This is a genomic window from Arcicella gelida, from assembly GCF_034931025.1.
GTDB lineage: Bacteria > Bacteroidota > Bacteroidia > Cytophagales > Spirosomataceae > Arcicella > Arcicella gelida.
Genome location: NZ_JAYGIL010000012.1, coordinates 64110 through 88559, shown reverse-complemented (window position 1 = coordinate 88559; position 24450 = coordinate 64110). Strand labels below are relative to the sequence as shown.

General features: G+C 36.6%; 14 protein-coding genes and 1 riboswitch. Of the genes, 5 read left to right on the top strand and 9 right to left on the bottom strand.

Going from position 1 to position 24450, the window contains the following annotated elements; genetic code table 11:
• Entirely contained in the window at positions 1-1404 is a 1404-nt protein-coding gene (locus VB776_RS11660) for a TolC family protein (protein WP_323329184.1), read from the bottom strand.
• 335 nt (positions 1405-1739) lie between these two features.
• On the opposite strand from VB776_RS11660, the gene VB776_RS11655 reads away from it, so the two are divergent.
• The 3 genes from VB776_RS11655 (at position 1740) to VB776_RS11645 (ending at position 7510) form a co-directional block, all read left to right on the top strand.
• Complete coding sequence (locus VB776_RS11655) at positions 1740-3578, top strand: alkaline phosphatase (protein WP_323329183.1); 1839 nt, start codon at positions 1740-1742, stop codon at positions 3576-3578.
• A gap of 71 nt (positions 3579-3649) precedes the next feature.
• On the top strand, positions 3650-7018 hold the full coding sequence (locus VB776_RS11650) for a DEAD/DEAH box helicase (protein WP_323329182.1): 3369 nt from the start codon (positions 3650-3652) through the stop codon (positions 7016-7018).
• 93 nt (positions 7019-7111) lie between these two features.
• Positions 7112-7510, top strand: a complete 399-nt coding sequence (locus VB776_RS11645; RefSeq protein ID WP_323329181.1) for a helix-turn-helix domain-containing protein — start codon at positions 7112-7114, stop codon at positions 7508-7510.
• 38 nt (positions 7511-7548) lie between these two features.
• Here the strand turns inward: VB776_RS11645 and metE are convergent, their stop codons facing one another.
• Positions 7549-9879, bottom strand: a complete 2331-nt coding sequence (gene metE, locus VB776_RS11640; RefSeq protein WP_323329180.1) for a 5-methyltetrahydropteroyltriglutamate--homocysteine S-methyltransferase — start codon at positions 9877-9879, stop codon at positions 7549-7551.
• The gene (locus tag VB776_RS11635; RefSeq protein WP_323329178.1) at positions 9828-10025 is read right to left on the bottom strand and encodes a hypothetical protein; all 198 of its coding nucleotides are present in this window, start codon (positions 10023-10025) and stop codon (positions 9828-9830) included. The genes metE and VB776_RS11635 overlap by 52 nt, the downstream gene beginning before the upstream one ends.
• A 58-nt stretch (positions 10026-10083) precedes the next feature.
• Positions 10084-10301: riboswitch (cobalamin riboswitch) on the bottom strand.
• Between the two features lie 379 nt (positions 10302-10680).
• Between VB776_RS11635 and VB776_RS11630 the strand changes: the two genes are divergently transcribed.
• The gene (locus VB776_RS11630) at positions 10681-13740 is read left to right on the top strand and encodes a SusC/RagA family TonB-linked outer membrane protein (RefSeq protein WP_323329176.1); all 3060 of its coding nucleotides are present in this window, start codon (positions 10681-10683) and stop codon (positions 13738-13740) included.
• Positions 13741-13868: 128 nt separating this feature from the next.
• Positions 13869-15554 (top strand): RagB/SusD family nutrient uptake outer membrane protein, encoded by a 1686-nt coding sequence (locus VB776_RS11625; protein WP_323329173.1) that lies wholly within the window; start codon positions 13869-13871, stop codon positions 15552-15554.
• 71 nt (positions 15555-15625) lie between these two features.
• Here VB776_RS11625 and VB776_RS11620 read toward each other — a convergent pair whose 3' ends face one another.
• The 6 genes from VB776_RS11620 to VB776_RS11595 form a co-directional block, all read right to left on the bottom strand.
• A complete protein-coding gene (locus VB776_RS11620) occupies positions 15626-16234 on the bottom strand; it encodes a Crp/Fnr family transcriptional regulator (protein WP_323329171.1) in 609 nt (202 codons plus the stop codon).
• Positions 16235-16305: 71 nt separating this feature from the next.
• On the bottom strand, positions 16306-17556 hold the full coding sequence (locus VB776_RS11615; protein ID WP_323329169.1) for an NAD(P)/FAD-dependent oxidoreductase: 1251 nt from the start codon (positions 17554-17556) through the stop codon (positions 16306-16308).
• A gap of 19 nt (positions 17557-17575) precedes the next feature.
• Positions 17576-19321: a DUF885 family protein gene (locus VB776_RS11610; RefSeq protein WP_323329167.1), complete on the bottom strand. Its 1746-nt coding sequence runs from the start codon at positions 19319-19321 to the stop codon at positions 17576-17578.
• A gap of 183 nt (positions 19322-19504) precedes the next feature.
• On the bottom strand, positions 19505-21724 hold the full coding sequence (locus VB776_RS11605) for a TonB-dependent receptor (protein ID WP_323329165.1): 2220 nt from the start codon (positions 21722-21724) through the stop codon (positions 19505-19507).
• Positions 21725-21861: 137 nt separating this feature from the next.
• Positions 21862-23163 (bottom strand): leucine-rich repeat-containing protein kinase family protein, encoded by a 1302-nt coding sequence (locus tag VB776_RS11600; protein ID WP_323329163.1) that lies wholly within the window; start codon positions 23161-23163, stop codon positions 21862-21864.
• A 160-nt stretch (positions 23164-23323) separates the two neighbouring features.
• Positions 23324-24319, bottom strand: a complete 996-nt coding sequence (locus tag VB776_RS11595; protein WP_323329161.1) for a sugar phosphate isomerase/epimerase family protein — start codon at positions 24317-24319, stop codon at positions 23324-23326.
• Positions 24320-24450 lie beyond the last annotated feature (131 nt).

Here is a 24450-nt window from a genome sequence, read left to right as displayed (position 1 = left end):
TTATCTAGCTTGTTTGATGAGTAAATCGATGTCTCCGTTGCTGGCAGCTTTCAAAACTAAAGCTTGCCAAACGTTGGCATAGGCAACGCTGATATTGGTTTCTGCCCTGTTCAAAACGAATAGTGCTTGGGTAAGGTCGATGATATTTGAAAGTCCGTTTTTATACAGTACTGCTTTTTGTTCATAAGCATTACGGGCAGCTTCTAATTGTATCGGCGATTCCTTGTAGCTCAATAAAGCATTTTCAATGCGTTGGTCGGCTAAAATCATTTGGTTTTGTAATTGATTTTCTATTAAATCATATTCATTTTTCAAGCCTTCACGCATAAATTGTTGTGCTTGAATCTGATGATTGATTTTGGTGGGAGACATAAAATTCCAGAACATTCCAGCTCCAATAATAAAATTACTTCTGGAAGGAGCAATGCCAGAAAAGTAATTTTTATCAACATGATTATTGGTTGGAGAGTAGTCGTAGTCGAAACCCGAAGCTTTCGATTGAAATGAACCAAATACACTAATTACGGGTAATTTATTTCTGCTTAGGAGTTTTTGGGTATTTTCAGCAATGTTAATGCGTGATTTTACCAATTGAAGTGTCGGATTATTTTCTATTGCTAAAGTAGAACCCAATTGCTCAGGAATTTTACTGAAATACAAAGTATCTAATTGAAAATGCTTTGTTGGCGTATTCAATAAAATTGCCAATTGGTTGGTCGCCTGTAATTCAATATTTTGTGCTTCAATTTCGCCCAGCTTCGCATTAGAAACCTCTGCGTTAGTAATAGAAGAATCCACGCCAGCATTCAAACCATTCGCTGTTCTTGCTTTGATTACATCACGCAAAGCCGATACTCTTTTATGGTTTTGTTTGCTAATTTCTACGAATTTTTGTGCTGTTAAAAGGCTGAAATATGCTGCGGTGATTTTGATAGCATGAGCAAATTTTTCTTGTTGCAAATCCAATGAATCTCTTGAAACTTGTGAACGGGCAATGTCCACACTCGCTTTTAAACGACCAAAAGTATATATATCCCAATTGACGTTCGAGGCGTACAAAGCCCCAAAAGCAGTATTCCAATTTTGGCTTGCGGAACTTGGTCCAGCCGCTGCCATCCCAACGCCCCTGTAAGGATACAAAGAACCAAATTGTCCGTTGGCTGTGCCATAATTGTTTTGTATTGCCGCAGTTACATCTGGCAAAAATTGTTTCTGAGCATTTATCACCAATGCTTCCGAAGCCTTTAGGTAATTCTTTTTGGCTTTGATAGAATTGTAATTTTCTAAGCCAAGCTGAATGGCATCCGATAATTTCAAGAAAGGCTCTTGTGCCAGAGAAGACCCAGACGCCAATATGCAGGATAAAAACACTAAAATGCGTCGGTATTTTTGGAACATCATCATATTAAAATTTGCTATTGAATTGAAGCGCACACTTATTAGTCTATTGAGTTGACCAAATATATTCAAACATTTTGGTTTGTTTTATAGGCTATTGTACCATTTTGATATATTTATGCTTACGCTGAATGATAAATCAATAAGACAATTTGTTCAATTGAATTATTAGTAGAAAAAATAAAAAAATATAAATAAACCAAGAATTTGAATTTTAGAAATTTCTGAAAAATCTTTAGTCTTTTAACATGGCTCGGCTCATTGATTAATTTTCTGGTAATAATTCCCTAACATGGCAAGGATACTTTTGCATTTTTAAAACCATTTCTTTTGTCAACAACATGAAAAAACATTTTTTCCTTTTTCTTGCAATGCTTTTAGGAACAAAAGCCTTGGCTCAGCCAGCGGCTTATTCCATGAAAAATACTCATGCTCACAATGATTACTTACACGATTTACCTTTTTATGAAGCCTATTCTTTACATTTTGGGATGATTGAAGCTGACCTTTTTAAACAAGGGGAAGAATTGGTCGTTGCACATGAAAAAGAATCCATCCGTTTGAATCGTACTTTCAAAACTTTATACCTTGAACCATTGCTCAAACAAATTGCACTGAATGATGGAAAATCATATAAAGATGGGCAACGCCTACAATTATTAATTGACATTAAAGAAGATGGCGAACAAGCTTTGAAGCTTTTAGAAAAGCAATTAAAGCCTTATCGTAATTATTTTGATGTTAAAAATAACCAAAATGCCGTTCAAATCGTCATCAGTGGCGATATGCCCCAAAGTACTGATTTTGATAAATTTGATGAGATTTTTTACTTCGATGGTCGCCGAAACCAAAATTATTCTTCTAAAAGCTTCGAACGTGTCGCTTTGCTAAGTACAAGTATCACAGATTTTACTCGTTGGAATGGCAAGGGACTTATCACCGCATCACAATATTTAAAAGTGAAAAACTTTGTGGATTCCGTCCATCGTATTGGTAAACCTGTTCGTTTTTGGGCAGTTCCTAATTCGTTGACGGCATATAAAGCTTTGATGAAATTGGGGGTTGATTATATCGGTACGGATAATTTATCGGAATTGGCAAATTATATCAAAAATTTGGAGGCTTTTTCTGCTAAACCAATTGCTCAACACATTCCGTATTTACCGACCTATCAAACTGATGGTATTCAAAAGAAATCAAAAAATATCATTTTCTTGATTGGCGATGGCATGGGATTAGCCCAAATTTACAGCGGCATTGCAGCCAATGGTGGAAAACTTAATTGGACGAATTTTAAACATATTGGTTTTTCGAAAACCAATTCGGCGGACAGTTTCTGCACGGATTCTGCGGCGGGAGCGACGGCTTTTTCTACAGGGGAAAAAACGAACAATCGTTACATCGGCATGAATACGAAACAGCAAGCTTTAGAAAATATTTCAGAAATACTGGACAAGAAGAATATTAAAGTTGGCTTGGTGGTTTCCGAAGAAATTACGGGAGCTACGCCAGCTTCTTTTTACGCTCATCAGCCAGAAAGAGATTGGTTTCAATTGATTGCAGATGATTTACCGAATAGCCCGATTGCCTTAACAATTGGGGCTGGCAAAGAATCATTCAGAAAAGAAACGCTTGAAAAGCTCAGTAAAAAAGGTAAAATCTTCACAACAATTGAAGCCTTGAAAGAAGCCAAAACGAAAGAAAAAGCTTATGTTTTTGTCGATAAAAACGAAGTACGCCCCAAACACGAAGGGAGAGGAGAGTATCTTTCAGAGGCTTTTGAAGCTGCAGTAAAACAATTGGAAAGTACTTCGCCAAACGGTTTTTTCTTGATGTTGGAAGGTTCAAAAATTGATTGGGGCGGACACGCCAACCAGTTGAATTATGTAACAAACGAAATGTTGGATTTTGATAAAGTAATCGGAAAGGCTTTGGAATATGCCGATAAAAATGGCGAAACCACCATTATCGTTACTGCCGACCACGAAACAGGCGGTTTGTCATTATTGGAAGGTGATTTCAAATCAGGGAAATTAGAAGGGAATTTTAGTACCAACGACCACTCAGGCATTGCCGTTCCAGTAGTAGCTTATGGCCCAAATGCACAACTATTCACGGGTTTTTATGAAAATAATACTATTTTTGAGAAGTTGCTTAAATGTTTGAACTTGAAGCGATAGGCTTTAGGCTATAAGCATTAGGCGATTTAAAAAGCTTAAAGCCTAATGCTTACAGCCTAAAGCCCCATACAATGTTTCCTCGTCAACTAACATATACTTTTGAAAATCTTCAACTTTCAAATCTTACTTACCTTACGATTTTAAAGCATAGTTCATCACTTGTTTCAACGGATGAAAAAGGTTTTTTTGAGCTTCAGCCCGAAAAAATCGACTTGAATTATGTAGAAATGCCCGTTTATTTGAATCGACAAGATTTTTTAACGGTCACCGTCAAGCAAGAAAATGATAGGCTCGACATCGCTTGTGAATGCAATGCCGCCATTAAAAACCTCTGCGAACACCAAGTACAAGTACTCCTCAATCTAACCGAACGCCAACATTTACGCATTTTTTTTGATGATGCTTTACGCCACAACAAAATGTTGGCTGTTGCCAAAGACTATGGTTTAGAAAACGAAAAAGCTTTAGACGAGTACTTTCAAGTAGAATATCATCCTTTTAAAATTCAGATAAAACCCAAACTCAAAGAACTGATAGCGGTCAATCAAGCTGCGAATGAGTATTTGAGTACCAATTTATTGCCAAAAATGACTTCGCCAAATGGTTATTTTGACCATTTGGGAGAAAGTCAAAAAATGTTGATTGTAATCGCCAAACATCGCTATTACGACCACCTGATGGTTGAACTTTACCAAGCTCCTTTTACGAAAGAAGGTAAACTCAAAAATCCTCTAAAAACGCTTAATCCATTAGATTTTATCTGGAAAACTACTGAAATAGAAGAAGTTAAGTTTTTTTCAAGTGTGCTAAAATTTCAGCAACCCAATGGCGAAAAGGCTTCAAAATTACTTTTTGAAGGACTAAAAGCTTTGGCAAAAAATCCGCTGAATCTTGAAGTATTTTACCATGAACCTAAAATTTCAGAGAAAGTAAATGCCAGTTCTGTTTTGCCAATTCATTTGAAATCACTGAAAATGGACATGAAAATGCAAATTGATTACAAAGATATTTTTCATGAAGTTTCGGCTGAATTATTGATAAATGATAGGGCTTATTCATTAGAAAACCTTGCGGTTAAATTCGATTATTTTGTTCAAATCACCGATACTTTGTACTTGATTGAAAATCAAGATTTTCTGAAAGTCATTACTTTCTTCAAGCAACATAACCATAAAATGTTGGTGCATCGCTCTAAATTTGAAGAATTTCAAAAGAATATTTTATACAAATTGGAGAACAAAATTCGAGTACATTATTCCTACATTCGCCCCGCTACGCCTGCTCAAATTGAGGAAAATACTTTTGATGTAAATCAGCAAAAAATCATTTATTTGTCTGATTCAGAGGATTATATCTTGATTACGCCCGTGATAAAGTACGGGAAAATTGAAGTGCCGATTCTGTCAAAAAAACAGATTTATGTTTCGGATTTTAATGGAAATGTTTTTTCATTAGACAGAGACGAAAAGGCAGAAATTCAATTTACGGCAGATTTAATCCGGCAACATCCAGATTTTGAAGACCAGCTCGACCTTGATTATTTCTATTTGCATCGAGGTCAGCTTTTAGATGAAGACTGGTTTTTAGAGGCTTTTGATACTTGGCAAAAGCAAGGCATTACCATTTTGGGCTTCAACGAATTGAAAGAAAATAAGCGAAATTATCATAAAGCAGTCGTAAACGTCAGCGTAACCAGTGGCATTCGTTGGTTTGAAACAGAGCTTTCGGTTTTGTTTGGCAAGCAGAAAGTTCCTTTAAAACAATTGCAAAAATCGCTCAAGCACAGAAGTAAATATGTGCAATTGGGCGATGGTACTTTGGGAATTTTGCCGACAGAATGGCTACAAAAATTCACGGAATATTTTGAAGCTGGCGAAATTGTTGAGCAAAAAATCAGGATTCCGAAGAGTAATTTTTCGGAAGTAAGAAAACTATTTAAAGAAGAGTTTTTAGCAGATGAAGTAAAACAAGATTTGAAAATTTATGCTGAAAAACTGAAAAATTTCGAGCAAATCGAAAACGTAGCAATTCCCGAAGGTCTGAATGCGACTTTGCGAGATTATCAAAAACAGGGCTTAAACTGGCTTAATTTCTTAGATGAATTTGGCTTCGGCGGTTGTTTGGCGGATGATATGGGCTTGGGGAAAACGATACAAATTATTGCTTTTATTTTATCGCAAAGAAGTAAAAAAGTACAAAATACAAATCTGGTAGTAGTTCCTACTTCCTTGATTTTCAATTGGGAAGCAGAAGTTGCCAAATTTGCCCCTTCTATCAAAATACTAAGCGTTTATGGCGTAAACCGAGAAAAAAGTACTGCCAATTTTGATGAGTACGAAATCATTTTAACGTCTTATGGAACACTTTTGTCGGACATTACTTTCTTGAAAAAGTATCATTTCAATTATGTTTTTCTGGATGAATCTCAAGCCATTAAAAACCCTAATTCTCAGCGTTATCAGGCGGCTCGTTTGTTGTCGGCTCGCAATAAAATTGTGCTGACAGGTACGCCCATCGAAAACAATACTTTTGATTTGTACGGTCAGTTGTCTTTTGCTTGTCCGGGTTTGCTTGGCGGTCTTCAACACTTCAAAGACCATTATTCAATGCCGATTGATAAGTTTAAAGACTTAAAAAAAGCGAAGCAATTACAAGAAAAAGTAAGTCCTTTTATTTTACGAAGAACCAAAAAACAAGTAGCCAAAGAATTGCCCGATAAAACCGAAGTAGTAATTTATTGTGAAATGGGCGAGCAACAAAGAAAAGTGTATGATGCTTACGAAAAGGAATTTAGAGACTTTTTGAATCATAAAATTGAAGGCGATATTCCCAAAGAAAGCATGCACATTTTGTCGGGTCTGACGAAGCTCCGACAAATCTGTGATTCGCCTGCTTTGTTGAACGACGAAGAGTTTTATGGCGGAGAATCGTCTAAAATTGAGGCTTTGATGGAAGAAATTGAAATGAAATCTTCCGAACATAAAATCTTAGTTTTTTCACAATTCGTCACCATGTTGGATTTGATAAAAAAAGAACTGATAAAGCGAGGCATTTCATTTGAATACTTGACAGGACAAACCAAAAACCGTGAAGAAAAAGTAAATGAATTTCAAGGTAACGAAGCAGTAAGAGTATTTTTAATCAGTTTAAAAGCAGGCGGAACAGGTTTGAATTTGACCGAAGCCGATTACGTGTATTTGGTTGACCCGTGGTGGAATCCTTCGGTTGAAAATCAGGCAATTGACCGCTGTTATCGTATCGGACAACAAAAAAATGTAGTGGCGGTAAGGTTGATTTGTCCGAATACACTTGAAGAAAAAATCATGCGTTTACAGGAATCCAAAAAAGATTTAGTTGGCGATTTAATCAAGACAGATACCTTGATGTTGAAGTCGTTCACCAAAGAAGATTTATTGGCATTAGTAGGAGGTAAGCCGTAAAACGGGATTTCATCCCGTTAAAAATTGAGTGAGTGAAGGAAGGAATGAGTGATTTAATGATTATTTTAGTAAAAAATATAAACACTTCTGCTTATGAAAACACCAACCATCAATCTTGATGAAATTGAAATCAAACCGATTACCAATCAAGCTGATTTTGAGCGTGCTTCAGCTTTAATTGATGCTTTGGTTGATGCTGATTTAATAGAAGATGAAGCAACAAGGAATAAAGCTTTAGATATTTTAGAAGCCATTACAATTCTGGCGATAGATTATGAGAAGAAACACTTTCCAATTGAAAAGCTTGATATAATTGAATCAATTAAGCAAAGAATAGAAATGCTGAATCTTTCTCAAAAAGAAGTAGCAGAGTATTTTGGAGGCGAGAATCGAGTTTCAGAAGTACTCAATAGAAAAAGACCACTTACATTGAAAATGGTAAAAAATCTTTATCATGGTTTAGGGATTCCAGCTGAAGTACTTTTAGCCTAAAAACAAATAAGGCGAGATGGAATCTCGCCCTACGGTTTTTAACAAACACCCTCTTTTACTTTTTCTCTTAGAAGCTCTGTCGCTTTAATCATATTTTTCAAAGCTAATTCTGTTTCAGCCCAACGGCGAGTTTTCAAGCCACAATCTGGGTTTACCCATAAATTTCGGGCTGGAATATTCACCAAAGCTTTCTCTAATAAAGCTAACATTTCTTCGGTTTCGGGTACTCTTGGCGAGTGAATATCATACACGCCTGGCCCGATTTCATTTGGATATTTAAAATCAACAAAAGCATCCAATAATTCCATTTGCGAACGAGAAGTTTCAATTGTAATCACGTCGGCATCCATGTCGGCAATGTGTTTGATGATGTCATTAAATTCAGAATAACACATGTGCGTATGAATTTGCGTTTCGTCTTTCACGCCTGAAGCACTCAAACGAAAAGCCTCAACAGCCCATTGCAAGTAATTTTCCCAATCGGCACGACGTAGCGGCAAGCCTTCACGAATGGCAGGTTCATCAATTTGAATTACTCTAATGCCCGCTTTTTCTAAGTCTAATACTTCATCCCGAATCGCCATCGCAATTTGGAAAGCCGTGGTTTTGCGAGCTTGGTCGTCTCTTACAAATGACCATTGCAAAATCGTAATGGGGCCAGTAAGCATACCCTTCATCAACTTTTCTGTTTTAGACTGTGCAAATTCCGACCAGCGAACCGTCATCGCCGTAGGGCGTTCCACGTCACCGTAAATAATGGGTGGTTTCACACAGCGACTTCCATAACTTTGTACCCAACCATTCTGAGAAAATACATAGCCAGATAATTGTTCACCAAAATACTCTACCATATCGTTGCGTTCAAATTCGCCATGTACCAATACATCCAAGCCGATTTGTTCTTGCCAATGGATAGATTTTTCAATTGCTATCGCAATTTGTGCATCGTATTCTTCTTGAGAAATTACTCCTTTTTTAAGGTTCGCTCTCAATACTCGTACATCATCCGTTTGTGGAAACGAACCAATGGTTGTAGTCGGGAAAAGTGGCAATTTTAAGGTTTCTAATTGTAAAGCTTGGCGAACGGCAAACGGACTTGGGCGATGTGAATCCTTTGCCGTCAAAGCGGCTACTCTTGCTTTTACTTGTGGCTTATGAATCAGATTTGAATCTTTTCTACTTTGAATCGCCTTTTGATTTTCAGTAAATTGTTGAGCAAACAATGGAGCAGATGTTGGTTCTGCAAGCTTTCTTAGTACGTTTACTTCATTCAATTTTTGCTTGGCAAAAGCCATCCAATTTTTGATTGTTGGTGTAAGTACTTGTCCGTTTTGCTCTAAATCCAAATCGCAAGGCGAATGTAATAATGAACACGAAGGAGCAATCATTACTCTTTCGTGTCCTAAAACATCAATCGCTTTCTGAATGATTTTCAGAGATTTAGCATAATCGTTCTTCCAAATATTTCTACCATCGACGACACCTAGCGATAATATTTTTTTGGTTTTGGCAAAATCTGTTTGCTCAAAAATATCGTCTAATTGCGAAGGACAACGCACCAAATCAAGGTGCAGGACATCAATGTCTAAAGTAGTGGCTACATAAATATTTTCCCCAGTACATTCAAAATAAGTAGCGACCAAAATATTTAAGTTTGGAACTGCCTTTTTGATTTTTTGATACGCTTGTTGGAAAGCAATTTGCTCGTTTTCGGTTAAATCCAAAGTCAAACAAGGTTCATCTAATTGAATCCATTTTGCCCCACGAGCCGCCAATTCTTGTAAAATATCAATATAAATTGGCAACAGTTTCTCTAATAAATCAATGCGATGAAAACCTGATTCTTTTTCTTTTCCAAGCAAAAGAAATGAAACTGGACCAACCAAAACAGGTTTGGTAATGATTCCCATTTGTTTGGCATCTTCAAAATCAATGATTATTTTATCGGAATATCTTTTAAAGTGTTTATTTTTAGTGAATTCAGGAACGATATAATGGTAATTTGTATCAAACCATTTGGTCATTTCCATGGCTGGAATATCAAGTCCGTCACGCTGTACACCCCTCGCCATCGCAAAATAAATATCTAATTCACGGTTGGTTTGTCCGTCCACCAAAGCATGATAACGCTCAGGAATCGCTCCGACCAACATGGCAGTATCCAGAATGTGGTCGTAAAGTGAAAAATCATTAGAAGGAATCAAGTCAATGCCAGCCTCTTGTTGAAGTTGCCAGTTTTGTCTTTTGATTTGGCGACCAATCCAAAGTAATTCATCTTTGGTACTTTTTCCAGCCCAAAACTGCTCGCAAGCACGTTTTAATTCTCTTTTGCTACCGATACGTGGGTAACCCAAATTGTGTGTAAACATCGTAATTGTTGTTTTAAGGTTCGTACTTTGTCGATTTTCGATAAAGTATTTTGGTGCGTTTTATCAGCACCGATGAAACTTGAAAACACCACAGCCGCCATGCGAAAAGCATAAGTACACGCTATTTCAGGGAAAGAAATAGACAATATTCGACAAGTATTTGTAAAAAATCAATGCGTGAACTAAGCCCTAATCGTGAGGGAATAGTCATTGAGAAGGTAGGCAAGTCTCCTGACTTATAACATTTTCTTCGTCCTTCTCATTCTTAGAAAAGAACAATGGACACAAATAGAAGAAAACTCGTTTCTGAACGAAACCGTTACTTACAGTAGCACGTCTGTTCGTGATTTTCACACGATTCCTTTTTAATCTTCGGTAAAAACAAAATACTTCTACCTAAAACCAACCTTCTGATTGACGGGTGTTTGCTGTTACGAAGCAAAGGTATCAATGAATAATCTATCATAGATATATTAACCTAAAACAATATTAAAATATAGATATTTTGTCTATATTTTAATATTTTATAAGACAAAATTGTTTGTGAATATTGATTTTTATGATATATTATCTTTTACAATCTTGTTCAGATTATTTCATGCTATTTAAAAATAGATAAGTATAAATTAAGACTATGTTAAGAAAAAATCATGTTTTGATAACACTGGCTTTACTTTCCAGAAATCTTGCATGAATAACTTGCGCCCTCAATTAAAAACCTAATCCTTATTTTTCTTTTTTGTTTGCAATTTAATTATATTGTGATAAAATAAGAATATTCCAATTTACAACACAACAACAATGAACAAAAAACCTTTTTTTAAGACTCAATCGAAGCTTATCCTTGGAGTCTTAGTTGGGGCAACGGTTGGCGTTTCTGCTAATCCAACTTTTGCCGGTCATGTTACTCTTCTTTCAACAACCAAATCTTATGCTTATGAACAAACAGTACTTAATAAAGCAGTAAAAGAAATTACTGTAAAAGGAAGAGTAATAGATGCGAAAACCAAAGAGCCTTTGGCGGGTTGTAACATCCTTGTAAAAGACAGCAAACGTGGCGTAAATGCTGATGCCAATGGAAATTTTAGCATCATGGCAGATGAAAAAGCAACATTGGTATTTTCATTTATTGGATATGAAAAACAAGAAATTGCGATTGCAGGGAAAAGTACGATAGAAGTAGCACTTGTTTCAAGTGCTTCAGATTTAGAGCAAGTGGTAGTAGTTGGTTACGGAAGTTCAACGAAAAAAGATATTACAGGTTCAGTAAAATCATTAAAACCTGCTGAGTTCAACCAAGGGATTATCAACTCGCCAGAACAACTTTTACAAGGTAAAGTATCGGGTGTGAATGTTACTTCGGCAAGTGGTGAACCGGGTGGTATTCAGAATATTAGCGTGCGTGGACCAGGCGGAGTAAGAACAGGAAGTACACCACTTTTTGTAGTTGACGGTTTGGCTTTGGATAACTCAAGTAGCGGTGGTGCAACAAATCCATTGAACTTTTTGAATCCACAAGATATAGAATCAATTGATGTATTGAAAGATGCTTCGGCAACAGCCATTTATGGTTCAAGAGGAGCGAATGGGGTTATTTTAATCACGACTAAAAAAGGAAAAACAGGTTTTTCTTCTTTCAATTACTCTACAAGTTATGGTTTTTCAACGATGGCGAGAGCATTACCTGTTTTCTCTGCGGATGAATACCGTAAACAAGTACCAGCTTTAGGAGGTGTTTTAGAAGATTTGAAAGCTTCAACGGATTGGCAGAAAGAAATTTCAAGAACAGCTCTTACTAAAAATCATAATATTTCATTGGGTGGTGGTGCTGAAAAATTGACTTACTATGCTTCTTTCGGAATTCAAAACCAAGAAGGTATTCTGAAAAATAATCAATTAGACCGTTACACGGGTCGTATTAACGTAACGCAAAAATTATTAGAAGACCGTGTGACGGTCGATGTAAATTTGAATGCAACTAATACAAACAATGTACGCCCGCCAATTGCAGGAATTATCGGAACGGCTATTTCTACGAACCCAACTTATCCCGCTTATGACGACAAAGGACAGCCGTACTCATATGTAAACGGTGTGAATCCTTTGACTACTTTGAAGTTGGAAAAAGATGCTACTTCAATTACTCGTATCATCGGAAATATTTCTCCTTCTATCAAAATCATTGATGGTTTAGTGTATAAATTGAATTTCGGGATTGATAATTCAAGCTCTACTCGTGATTTACAATCGTTGGCAAGTGCAGTGCCTTTGCAAGATGGTCGTTTAGAAACAATCAATATTACCAATACTAACCGATTGATTGAAAACTATTTGACTTATACCAAAGCAATCAAAGACCATAGTTTTTCAGCTTTAGTTGGACATTCGTATCAGAAATTCATGTTTCGTGGACGTGCTTACAGTATCAACAAATTCCCGATTTCTGATATTGAACCAATTTATAACCCAGGTTTAGGACAAGACCTTACTTTGGCGAATAACAAACCATCAGGTTATGCCACAAACGATGAATTACAATCGTTTTTCTCAAGAGTAAATTATCAGTTCAAAGACAAGTATTTGTTGACAGCTACTTTAAGAGTTGATGGTTCTTCAAAATTTGGAGCAAATAATAAATACGGTGTTTTCCCTTCTTTCTCGGCAGGTTGGAGAATCTCTGAAGAAGAATTCTTGAAAGGTTCTGCTTTGAGTAATTTAAAAGTAAGAGCAGGCTGGGGACGTACTGGTAACCAAGAAATTCCTTCAAAAATCACGCAGGCAAGATTTACTTCTGTTGTTTCAGCAAGTACTTCTTATCCATTATCAGAAACTGGTGCATTTCCAGCAGGTACTTCTTATACAAGATTGGCGAACCCAAATATTCAGTGGGAACAGTCAACACAAACAGATTTAGGGATTGATTTTGGTTTCTTAAATGGTGCTTTAACAGGTACAATTGATGTATTTAATAAAGTATCAGGCGATATTTTATTAGAAGTAATTCCTGCCGACCCAGTGCAACCAGCAGGTACTTTCTGGACGAATGTAAAAGACATGACGATTACTAACAAAGGTTTAGAATTAGAATTAAACTATCGTCATGCGGCTACAGATGGCTTTACTTATGAAGTAGGCGGAAACGTTACTTTTATTGATAACGTTGTTAAAAATTCTCCTTACTCAGTAATTCCTTCGGGTTCAGCTTCGGGTTCTGGTTTGACTTCAGCAACAATCAATGGTTATGTGAGCGGACAACCAATCGGGACTTTCTTCTTGAAAGAATTCACAGGATTTGATGACAAAGGAATCAGTACTTTCCGTGATGTAGATGGCGATGGAATTGTAACGGATAAAGACCGTATCGCTGCGGGAAGTGCTTTACCAACGAAACAGTTTAACTTCTTTGGTCGTGCTAACTACAAAGGATTTGATTTGTCAGTCAATTTCAATGGCGTTTCTGGTAACAAAATCTATGACAATACTGCTAACGCAAACTTCTATAAGTTAAGATTATCAAAAGGTATCAACACAACGGCAGAAGCCATTGCTTCAAGTAACGAATCAGTAAATAACTCTGCACCAGTATCGACACGATATTTGAAAGACGGTGCTTTCCTTCGTTTGAATAACTTGACTTTAGGCTATAATGTAAATACCAAAGCTTTAGGAATCAGCAAATGGGTTTCTACTTTAAGACTTTCGGTAACAGGACAAAACTTAGCAGTATTTACAAAATACGATGGTTTTGATCCAGAAGTAAATACTGATAGAACGGTTAATGGTATTACTTCTTACGGAATCGATTACCTAAGTTATCCAAAAGCTAGATCTGTCATTTTTGGCTTAAATATTTCATTTTAATTGACTGTACTGTTATCTGAAAGCAGTTAACCGTTATCTGTTCAATCTTTGGTTGATGCGATGATTGAGAAAAAATCATTTTCAAATCTTCAAATTACCAAATTTTCAAATTACAAATCATCGAAATCATGAAAAAGAAAATATATGTTTTATTCGCCCTGCTGGGCATATTATCCATTGAAAGTTGTACCAATCTTGAAGAAGTAGTATTGGATGAATCTTTCACTTCAAACCTTTCTGAAAAACAAGCTGCCGACGGTATTATGGCGCCAGTCTATGCAAGGCTTCCAGATATTTTTACACATACCAATTACTTTGCGATTCAAGAAATCTCTACGGATGAGGCAATTTTACCTTACCGTGGTGGAACAGACTGGGGCGATAATGGTATTTATTTGGCTTTGCATGCACACACACAAACAAGTACTGACCCGAATTTAAGAAATACTTGGAATTTGATTTTGCAAGGAATGTCAAGATCAATCACGGCAATCAATACTTTGCCAAGTTCTAAAGACCCAATTGCAAAAACTTATTTAGCAGAGGCAAGAGGAATGAGAGCTTATTATTCGATGCTGACTTTAGACCTTTTCGGTTTAGTGTTTGTGAAAAATGACATTGGTGAAACGTCTTCTATTCTGAGAGGTGATAAAGCTGTTGAGTACATCAAAAGTGAATTATTAGCAGTTGAACCAAATTTAGAAACAACTGTTGGTCCAGGAAGATTAACAAAAGGAGCCGTTTGGGGTTTGTTAGCAAGATTATATTTGAATGCAGCGGTTTATCGTGACCCTTATGCAACAGCAACTACTTTCAAAAATGAAGATTTAGACAAAGTAATTGAATATACTGATAAAATTATTGCTTCTGGACAGTATCAATTATCAAGAGATTATTTCTCAATTTTCAATTCTGATAATCATACGAACAAAGAATTGATTTTTGCGGTTGATCAACGTGCTGAATTGAATGGGCATAACCGTTTGGCGTACTTCTCGCTTTCGGGTGACCAATTTCCTTTGCCAGCTTATCCAAATGCAAACGGTACTGATGGCCCAGGGATTACTTCTGATTATTATCGTACTTGGGTAAATGCTTATGCACCACAAGACCCAACGGTTGACCCAAGATTCTATAAGCAAAACTTGTCGATTTATTCAAACCCTGCGGATTCTTGTGTAGCGGCTGAAAACTTCAACATCAACCGTGGAATTTTGAGAGGTCAGCAATATGGTTTGATTCGTAAAAATGGTGTTTTTGTAAAATGTGCTGATGGTAAAATGAAGGTTGGAAAACTATTCTATGATACTAGAAACAAGCCAACCTTAGCCGTAGATTTCACTGAAAAAATTGATTACTCGGTAGAAGGAAGTAATTATAACACTGGTTACAGAGTAGAAAAATATGAATTCAGTAAGAAATCAGTAAGTGGTAGAAATTTTGGAGAAGCAGACATCGTAATCTTGCGTTTGGCAGATATTTACTTGATGAGAGCGGAAGCAAAATTGCGTAAAAGTAACGATATAGCAAGTGCTTTGGCAGATGTAAATACGGTAAGAGCTTCAAGAACGGCAAGTACGCCAGCACCAGCTTTGACTGCTATGTCTTTAGATATATTATACCGTGAAAGAGGTTTTGAATTTTATTGGGAAATGTTACGCCGTACAGACATGATTCGTTTTGGAAAGTTCGAAGATAAATGGACGGAAAAAACAAATACCGATAAAAACAAAAGAATCTTCCCAATTCCACAAACAGCCATTGACGGAGCATCTAATATTCCGGGATATTTAGTGCAGAATGCTGGGTATTAATTAACAAGAGTCTTCTTGAATTTTAAATCATAAAAAAAGCGGTTGGAAAATTAATTCTGACCGCTTTTTTATTATTTTTCTTTCGCCATTTTAGCTCTTACTTTACTAAGGAATTCTGCTGAAATACCAAGGTATGAAGCAATATAATGTTGTGCTACTCTCTGCGGAATTTTCGGGTATTTTTTCAAAAAATCAGCGTATCGTTCATGAGCAGTTTGAGCGATAGAGTTAATCAACCTACTTTGTGTTGCCGAAAGATTTTTTTGTACCAATAACCTAAATTGTCTTTCAAATTTGGGTGCTTTGGCGAGTAAATCTTCTTTTCTGTCGGGCGTCAAAACTAAAATCTCACAGTCTTCTAATGCTTCAATAAACAAGTCTGAAGGTTTTTGGTCATGAAAACTAGCAATGTCACTTACCCACCAATCTTCAATGGCGAATTGTAAAATTACTTCAAAGCCATTTTTGTCGATATAATACTTTCGCATACAGCCTTTTATGATGAAGGCTTCGAAATTACAGATTTCACCTTCCTGCAATAAAAAGGTTTTTTTCTTGATGGTTTTGTATTGAAGATGTTCGTTGAAAATGCGTAATTCTTCTTCCGAAAAAGCTACATTTTTACAAACATTTTTATTGATTTGGTCGAAATAAGTACTTAAAGGAGCGTTTGAGTTCATTGTAAGATGACAACTTTTACGTTGCAAAAGATTCAGGTTCTCCTCAAAAATACAAATAATTTCCAATTATCTTAACCAAAACGCTCTACATCAAAAGCCTTTATATCAATACTTGTTGGTTGTTCGTTCACCAATTCTGAAACTAATTTTCCTGTTCCCGGACCAAGGCTTAAACCCATCATCGAGTGTCCAGTGGCAATTACAACGTTTTTATGTTTCTTCGTTTTGCCAATATAAGGCAAGCCATCGGCAGAGCAAGGACGATAACCATACCAAATTTTATCATTACTTGGTCGCTGAATATCAAATGCTGGGAAAAAGTCTTTTACCGATTTTAAAATACCTTCTACTCTATGATATTGTGGTGGTGTTTTGGTAGAAACCACTTCCATCGTACCACCAAAGCGGATTTTACTACCATCCATTGGCGTTACGGCTACTCGTCCTTCCGCCAAAATAATAGGATGATTTACTTGATAAGGAGAATCTTCTAAAGTAATAGAATAACCTCTTCCCGGCATTAAAGGTAAATTTACGGCGACCATTTCTGCCAATTCTCTAGTCCATGAACCTGTCGCAATTACAAAATCGTCGGCTTCATAAGCTTGTTTTGGCGTAATTACTTTTGTGATTTTTCCATTATTTTTTTCAAAACGAATTACTTCTTCGTTCGCTTTCAACACAACACCTTTGCTTGCGAGGTCTTTCAACAATACTCGCATTAATTTATCTGGATAAAGATGTGCGTCACATTTAAAGAATAATGCACCCAATCCGTTAATTTGTGCTTGAGGTTCTAGTGCCTGAAGTTCTTCGTAATTCAATAAAGTAACGTCTAGTCCTAATTCTTGTGCTTTTTCAACGGTATGATGTGCGTGTGCTTGTACGGCTTCTGTTTGAAATACTTCTAGCATTCCTTTGTGTTCGTAGGCGAAATCGAAATGGGGTAAACATGCCCATTCTGCAAATTCATGCTGGCTGAGTAGCGAAATATCTCTTAATGGAATGGCTGAATTGGCTACATTTTTTTCGGTAGCACTTTTCATAAATTTCAAACCCCAATCCATCAAAGCAGGATTCAAAGAAGGTTTTACATAGAATGGACTTTTAGGATTCAGCATCCATTTCAAACCTTGCCAAATAATGCCAGGAGCTGCCAAAGGAATAAAGTGACTCGGACAAACATAGCCCGCATTTCCGTAAGAACAGTTATCTGAAAAATCGCCTTTATCGATTACTGTTACCTGATTACCAGCTTTTTGTAAATAATATGCGGTACTTAACCCAATAATTCCACCACCTATAACTACTACACTTTTCATATCTTGAATAATTAATTGCTTATTTGAATTTGTAAAAACGCCAATTTGTCTTAAAGTCTTTTTCTAAAGATTGCTTCGTTAAAATAGCCCTAATCATCTCAATCGGTAAGGAATTTTCTTGCATTACAGCATCATGAAATTGTTTGTAGGACATTTTTCCAGTATCAACCAATTCATTTTTTAAGGCTCTGAATTGTAAACCGCCAATCATGTATGCAATTTGATAAAGTGGATCATAACCACCCACAAACGAACGTCTTACTTCTCCTTCGGCATTGGCTTTTTCATGCCCAACTCGGTCGATTAAGAAATCAATACATTGTTGTGGTGTCCAGTTTTTTGTATGATAATTGAGCGAGAAAATAATTCTAGCACAACGGTGCATTCGCCAAAAAAGCATTCCGATTTTATCTTCTGGCGATTGCGGGAACTTCATATCATACAATAATAATTCCCAATACAATGCCCAACCTTCCATCCAAAACGGTGTGTCGAATTGGCGATATACTTTGTTTCTATTCAGCATAAAATACTGTAAAGAATGTCCTGCAATTAATTCATGGTGAACGGTCGCTCTTGAAAAATGTGGATTGTTGCCACGCATACTCATCAACTTCTGGTCTTCCGTCATGGTATTGGTTGGGTACGAAATGATAAATTCTTCTCCACCCAAGAAAAAGGGATTAACCAATTGCCTTTCTGGCGACATCATATTCATTCGCCAACCTTCTTCTGTCAAAGCGGGAATCGTTATTAATTGATTTTTCTTGAGGAAATCAAGCGATTCATTGTAAAGCCTCATCATTTCTTGCGGTTGTTTCGATGGCTCTACATACTTCGTTTTAACGTATTCAAGGGCGGCTTTCCAATCGCTTCCAAAACCTAATTCTTTACTTGCCTTTAGCATTTCGGCATCACACCAAGCAAATTCTTTATTGGCAATATCCACCAATTCTTCAGGAGAATAGGGAATCATTTCAAGCTGTAAGCGACGAGTAATTTCCTCTTTTCCAATCGGATTACCAACAATTCCGCTAGCATCTGGTTTCTGAGTAGAAAGATTTTTACCTTTTCCCTGAAAATTATTGGCATATATTTTCAACAAAGAATCCAAACGATTGTAAGGTTGTGGCATCCACCAAGTAAACAGCGGGTCGTAGCCATTATAAAAGCCATAAACTGATTTAATGGCTTTTTGTAAACTCCTAGAAAGATTTGCACCACGTTTGCCTAAATTTTCGGTAATGCTGCTGTCTTTGCTTAATTTACTGTTTAATGAAGTAATTTGTTTTGCCATTTCATTGAATTGAAAAGCCCATTTTGGAGCGTCCAATGGCGTTCCTCTTCTTCTTATTTTTTCTACAGCATACAAACTATCGGCAAAAGGAAACCATTTTTTAATGGCTTCATACTCTTTTTCTTCTATAGTAAATTGATACAATTCTTCGCTTAAATTTCTTTTGAAAAGTGTATAATCCACTTTTGCACCAATATTTAACTGATTGAAATTGAGTTTTGTTAACTGGTTTTGATAGTCGAGAATCAATTTTTTTAAGCGTTCTCGTCTTTCTGGCGAATGTTCAACGAAGTAAAATCTAGTCAATATTCCTTTGTCGGCATAATATTGCGTCATGATATTGTTTACTTCGCTCGTTTGTAAGTACAAATCTGTTGCAGCAACTTGTGCAAAATTGACTGAACGACAAGCGATTAGGCAAAAAACAATCAATAAAAACTTTTTGAAGAGTGGTCGATATTTTTTCATTTGTTGCTGAAATTGTGGCTACTGAATTGTAGCAAGTAAAAGTATAAAATTGTAGTCTTCATCAGTTCATACATTTTATCTATACCTACTTTAAAATTAACTTGAATGTTATGTAGAAAAAAAGAAAGGTACTTTTTCATGATCTTTGCACGAAAAAGTACCTCAAATATTTTTTGAAAAGCATTAGAAACTAATCCCAACCGTAGCTTTCAAGAAAAATGGAAAGCCTGGAGTAAAGTGAATTTCTTCAACAGGATTTACTTCATTTTGTAATCTGGATTCGGTGGCGAATTGTGTTTCGTTCCATTCCACATCGAAAAGGTTTTCGGCAACTAAGCCAAAATTTACTTTCTTGAATTTATAATTTACGTTGGCATCTGTAACGGTATAACCTTTGGCAACGATAGAGTAATCTTCATTTGCTGCACGATTGCCCAAATGTCTCACTCGCAAACCGCCAGAAAAACCAGAAGGATGTGTTACGCTCAAACCGCCTGTTAAAGTAAAATCTGGAGCGAGCGGAATATAATTTGCTCCTTCGGGTTCGTCGATGCTTCGGGCCAAAGTATTAGTCATGTCGGCATTGAAAAATAACCAATTATTGATTTGATAACGAACGCCTAAATCCAAACCTTTTCTTACTGATTTTCCACTGGCTTCAATCACGGCTTCGTCGCCAACATAAACAAATTCTTGGTCGAGATGCAAGTACCACAATGCCATATTCAGAATTAAACGTGATTGTGGTTTCCAAATCATGCCCAAATCTGCTCCATAAGCGGCTGGCAATACTTCTTTGCTATTGCTGGCTAAACTACTGACACGAGTATCGTTGGAATGAAAACCTTTGCCTGCTTTAAAGAACAATTGAATGTCGTGGTCGGGATTATAAATGATATTTAACTTCGGACTGACAATTGCTTTTGCTACCGATTGCACTTGATTATTGTTGAGTTTATCAAGATAATTGAAGTTGAAATAATCTAATCTCAAAGCTGGATTAATCAACCAATTACCACGGTGATACTCTATGCCCGTAAAGCCAAAAGCATTGGTTTCTTTCACATTGCCAAATTTGAGTCTTTCCAAAATCGTTGTACGGTTGAGTGTATGCGAAAGTTCAATATCATTTACGGCATCGTATCTAAAACCTACGCCCGACTGCCAAGAGAGACTTCCCGACGAAAGTGAATAATATTTATGAATTTCAGACTGCATCCCCAAAATATCTCTGGATTCTTTCTGCTTGATTTGGTCGCCATTGATAGAATCATTCAAGAAAAAAGTAAAGTTGGAATACAGTTCAAAATTATAATGACTGTAATAAGCTGTATTTTTAATCAAAAGTGATTCACCAACCTTTTTTGTATGCTGAAAATTCACATTGGTTCTACTGGTATTTCCGCCTTCTTTGTCGTCGATTGCCCCAAAACGAGTAATCAAACCTTCGTCAATGGCACGTTGTGGTACTTGTCCCGAAGCATTCCATTTACTACTAAAATGTGCAGCCGAAAAGTTGATTTTATGCTGATTGGGCAATTCCAAAGCGTATTTTCCCATCACATTTACACGATTGAATTTTTGTGGAGAAATAAAAGGGCCATCAGAATACAAAAATTCACTGGCGATATAAGCAGATTGTTTTTCTTGCTGTCCTAATAAATTCACCAAAGCCATTGTTCTGAAAGTATTGAACATTCCAGCATTTACCGAAACCTGACTTTCTTTGATTCGCTCTTTGGTCTGAAATTCAACATAACCAGCGGTAGTTAAATTGCCTTTATTGGCAAAGTACGGGCCTTTTCCATAATCTATTTTTTCAATGGTTTCAGGAATCAAAAAATGTAAATCGGCATAGCCTTGCCCGTGTGCGTGCGAAACCATATTGACAGGCATTCCATCAACAGAAATATTAATGTCTGTCCCGTGGTCTAAATCAAATCCACGCAGAAATAGCTGCTCAGCTTTGCCACCGCCAGCATGCTGACCGATAAACAAACCCGGTACTTTTCGTAAAATTTCTTGGGAAGAATTGACAGGATAAGTCTTTAAATCAATTTTTGAAATGATACTTTGGGCATTTACTTCGGGGCTAATCGTTACTTCGTTCAACTGAAATACACTTTCTTCCAAAACGATTTTCAAGAACTTTTGAGTTGGTTGATAGACAATCTTTTGGGTTTTGAAACCTATGCAAGAGATTTCCAACGTATCGCCTGTGCTAACTTTTTCCAGTACAAAATATCCCAATTTGTTAGAATGTGAATGTTTATCAATCCGTTTGTTTAAGACAAAACCGCCTTCGATTGGGTTTTTGTTACTGTCTGTAATTGTGCCTTCAAGTTTTTGGGAAAAGGAATAAAATGATAGAAATAAGAGAATGAGCGTAATGATGTTTTTCATAAAATTGTGATGAATGTATGGGTAAAGTTCAGATTATTTGACAAAGTTAGCTTAAAATTCAATAGGGTTGGACTTAAGTACAACCCTATTGAATTTGATAAAAATTTGAAGGAAATATCCTGTAAAACGAAAAAAAATTACTTCAACGAAATGATACTTTGATAAATTTCTTCAAAACTTGGACGAGCCAAAACTACTTCGTTCATGCAACTTTTTACTATATTTTGAAGTGTAATTACTGTGTCTTGGTCGGTTTCATCGGCTTGAATGTGTCTTAATAAATCATCCAACAAGCAAGCAAAAGCTCTTACTTCTAAACGCTGAATGGCAGCGGCTTTACTTGAATGTACATGATAAGTACTTCCTGCTCCGAAATCACCAAATAAAGTGTTGGCTTTTTCATCCACCAAAGTATTATGGGCATAGAGGTCGCCATGCGAAACACCCAATGCGTGCAAATGTTTTCCCACACTGGCGATTGAGGCTGAAATTTTTATTACTTCTGCCAAAGTAAAAACCGTTTCAGGCGGATAAGTATCTCTGGTACAGGTTTCAAAACTTGGCGGGCCACCCAAATTTCTGAAATTCGCAGGAATCAATTCCATCAATAAACCATGTTTATCGGCTGGATGTTCTTTGATTTTACCCAGTACTTTTACCAAATTCGGATGATTCCCTGCCGAAATACAAGCGTTCATTTCGTCGCTTGGTAGTCCGTCGCTGGTTACTTCTCCTTTATATATTTTTACGGCAATGGTTTTATCTTGCGTAGTCCATTCGGCTTTAGCAATATTACCAGAAGCTCCTTCGCCCAATTGTTCTTTGATCTCCAATTCATGCCAAGCAATTTCTTCTAAAGCAATTTGTTCTTCGGTACTTTCCGAAAATGGATTTCCTGCAAAAGCCAACCATGAAAGTTGAGGAAATGAAAGTAATTCTTCAGGAAATACGTCGATTTGATTCGCTGAAATACGAAGTAATTGTAAATTCTTACAAACTGATAATTCTTTGGGTAAAGCTTTTAGGCGATTTCCTGCCAACATTAACTTTTGCATTCGAGTACATTTACCGATTGAAGCAGGAATACTTTCGATAGCATTGTTGGTCAGAATCAGCCAACGAGTAGTAGAAGGAATGGCATTTTCGGGAATGGTTTTGATAATATTCGCTTTAAAACCAATCATTTCAAGATTTTGACATTCACCCAAAACTGCTGGAAATTCAGTGAATAGATTATCAGAAAAGAAAGTGATTTTTAGATTTGTTAAAATTCCAAAATCATCAGGAAGAGCTGAAAGTTCATTCCCTGATAAATCTAAAATTTCTAAAGTATCAGCCAGTTGATAGATTTCTTTGGGAAAGCTTTTTAAGCCACAAGATAATTTTAAACGAGTTGTTCCTAATAGTTCTCCTGAGTACAATTGTTGGAGTGTCTGCATGAATGGCAAAGGTTTATTTTTTCAAAGATAGCTTGTGAGCTTTTAGCTTTGAGTCATGAGCTTTGTTTTTCTTTTAAAAACAATAGGGTTGAGAATGATCCCAACCCTATTGATAAGAAAATAAGCTATATAATTATTCGTCGTACTCAGTAGTCTAATTTTACATTCTTGCTTTTTCCAATAAAGCCTTCGTTGCTCTGATGCCAGCATCTTCGTCCAGATAATTTTCTTTCGCCCCCATCATTTTCATAAAGCCTCCTTCATATTCTATTCCGACAAAACCTTTAAAGTTTTTGCTCAAACCTTTGTTGACAATCGGCATCATTTTGGCAAAATCGGTATCTGTACAAGCTCCACTTTCATCAAAGAAATGCGTTTTGGCACTTACTCCTTTGGCAAAAGGCATGAGTTTTTTTACGCCATCATATTTGTCGTATTCATGAATTACTTTGGCATCTCTGAAACCTTCCATCGTCATGGCTTTTGGTTTTTCTCTTTGGATAAAATTACCAAAATCAGGCAAACAACCAGCATAAGGATTATTTACTTGTTTCAATAAAGCCACTAACCAATCTGGATTCGTAGAAATGGTAATATGATTTTCGATAATTACTCCAATACCCGCTTTTTGTCCGTAATCTACCAATTTTCCGTAGCCATCTACACCTGCTTTCATGATTTCTTCGGGCGTGCCGTCGCCATCCATGTTGACACGGATAGAGTGACAACCCAAAAATTTAGCAGCATCCACCCATTTATAATGATTTTCAACAGCTTTCTGACGAGCTGCTGCATCACTTGCTCCTAAGTCGCCTTCGGCATCCACCATAATTAGTACGTTTCGAATTCCTAAATCAGATGTTCTTTGTTTTAATTCATTGAGATAGGCTTGGTCTTTGGCTTTGTCTGCCCAAAACATCGAAACATATTCAACCGCATTGATACCAAAATCATTTTTAGCTTTGGCTGGAAAATCCATATTTTTCAATTTCCCACTAAATAATGAACCTGCTAAAGAGAATTCGGCTAAAGAAATTTCAAAATGTGGTTTGGCTGCACCAAAAACGGTTGCAGGAAGAAAACTCGCCGCTGTTAATAAGCCCAATTGACCCATGAACTCACGACGACTTGTATGATTTTGTGCTAAGTTTTCCATTGATTTTGAAATAAAACCTCATCCCCCAGCCCCTTCTCCTGTAGAGAAGGGGAGAAGGCTTTTTGATTAAAAGCTCTCCTCTCTGACGGAGAGGGGTTGGGGCGACCGTCGCTACGGGTGAGGTATGTTAT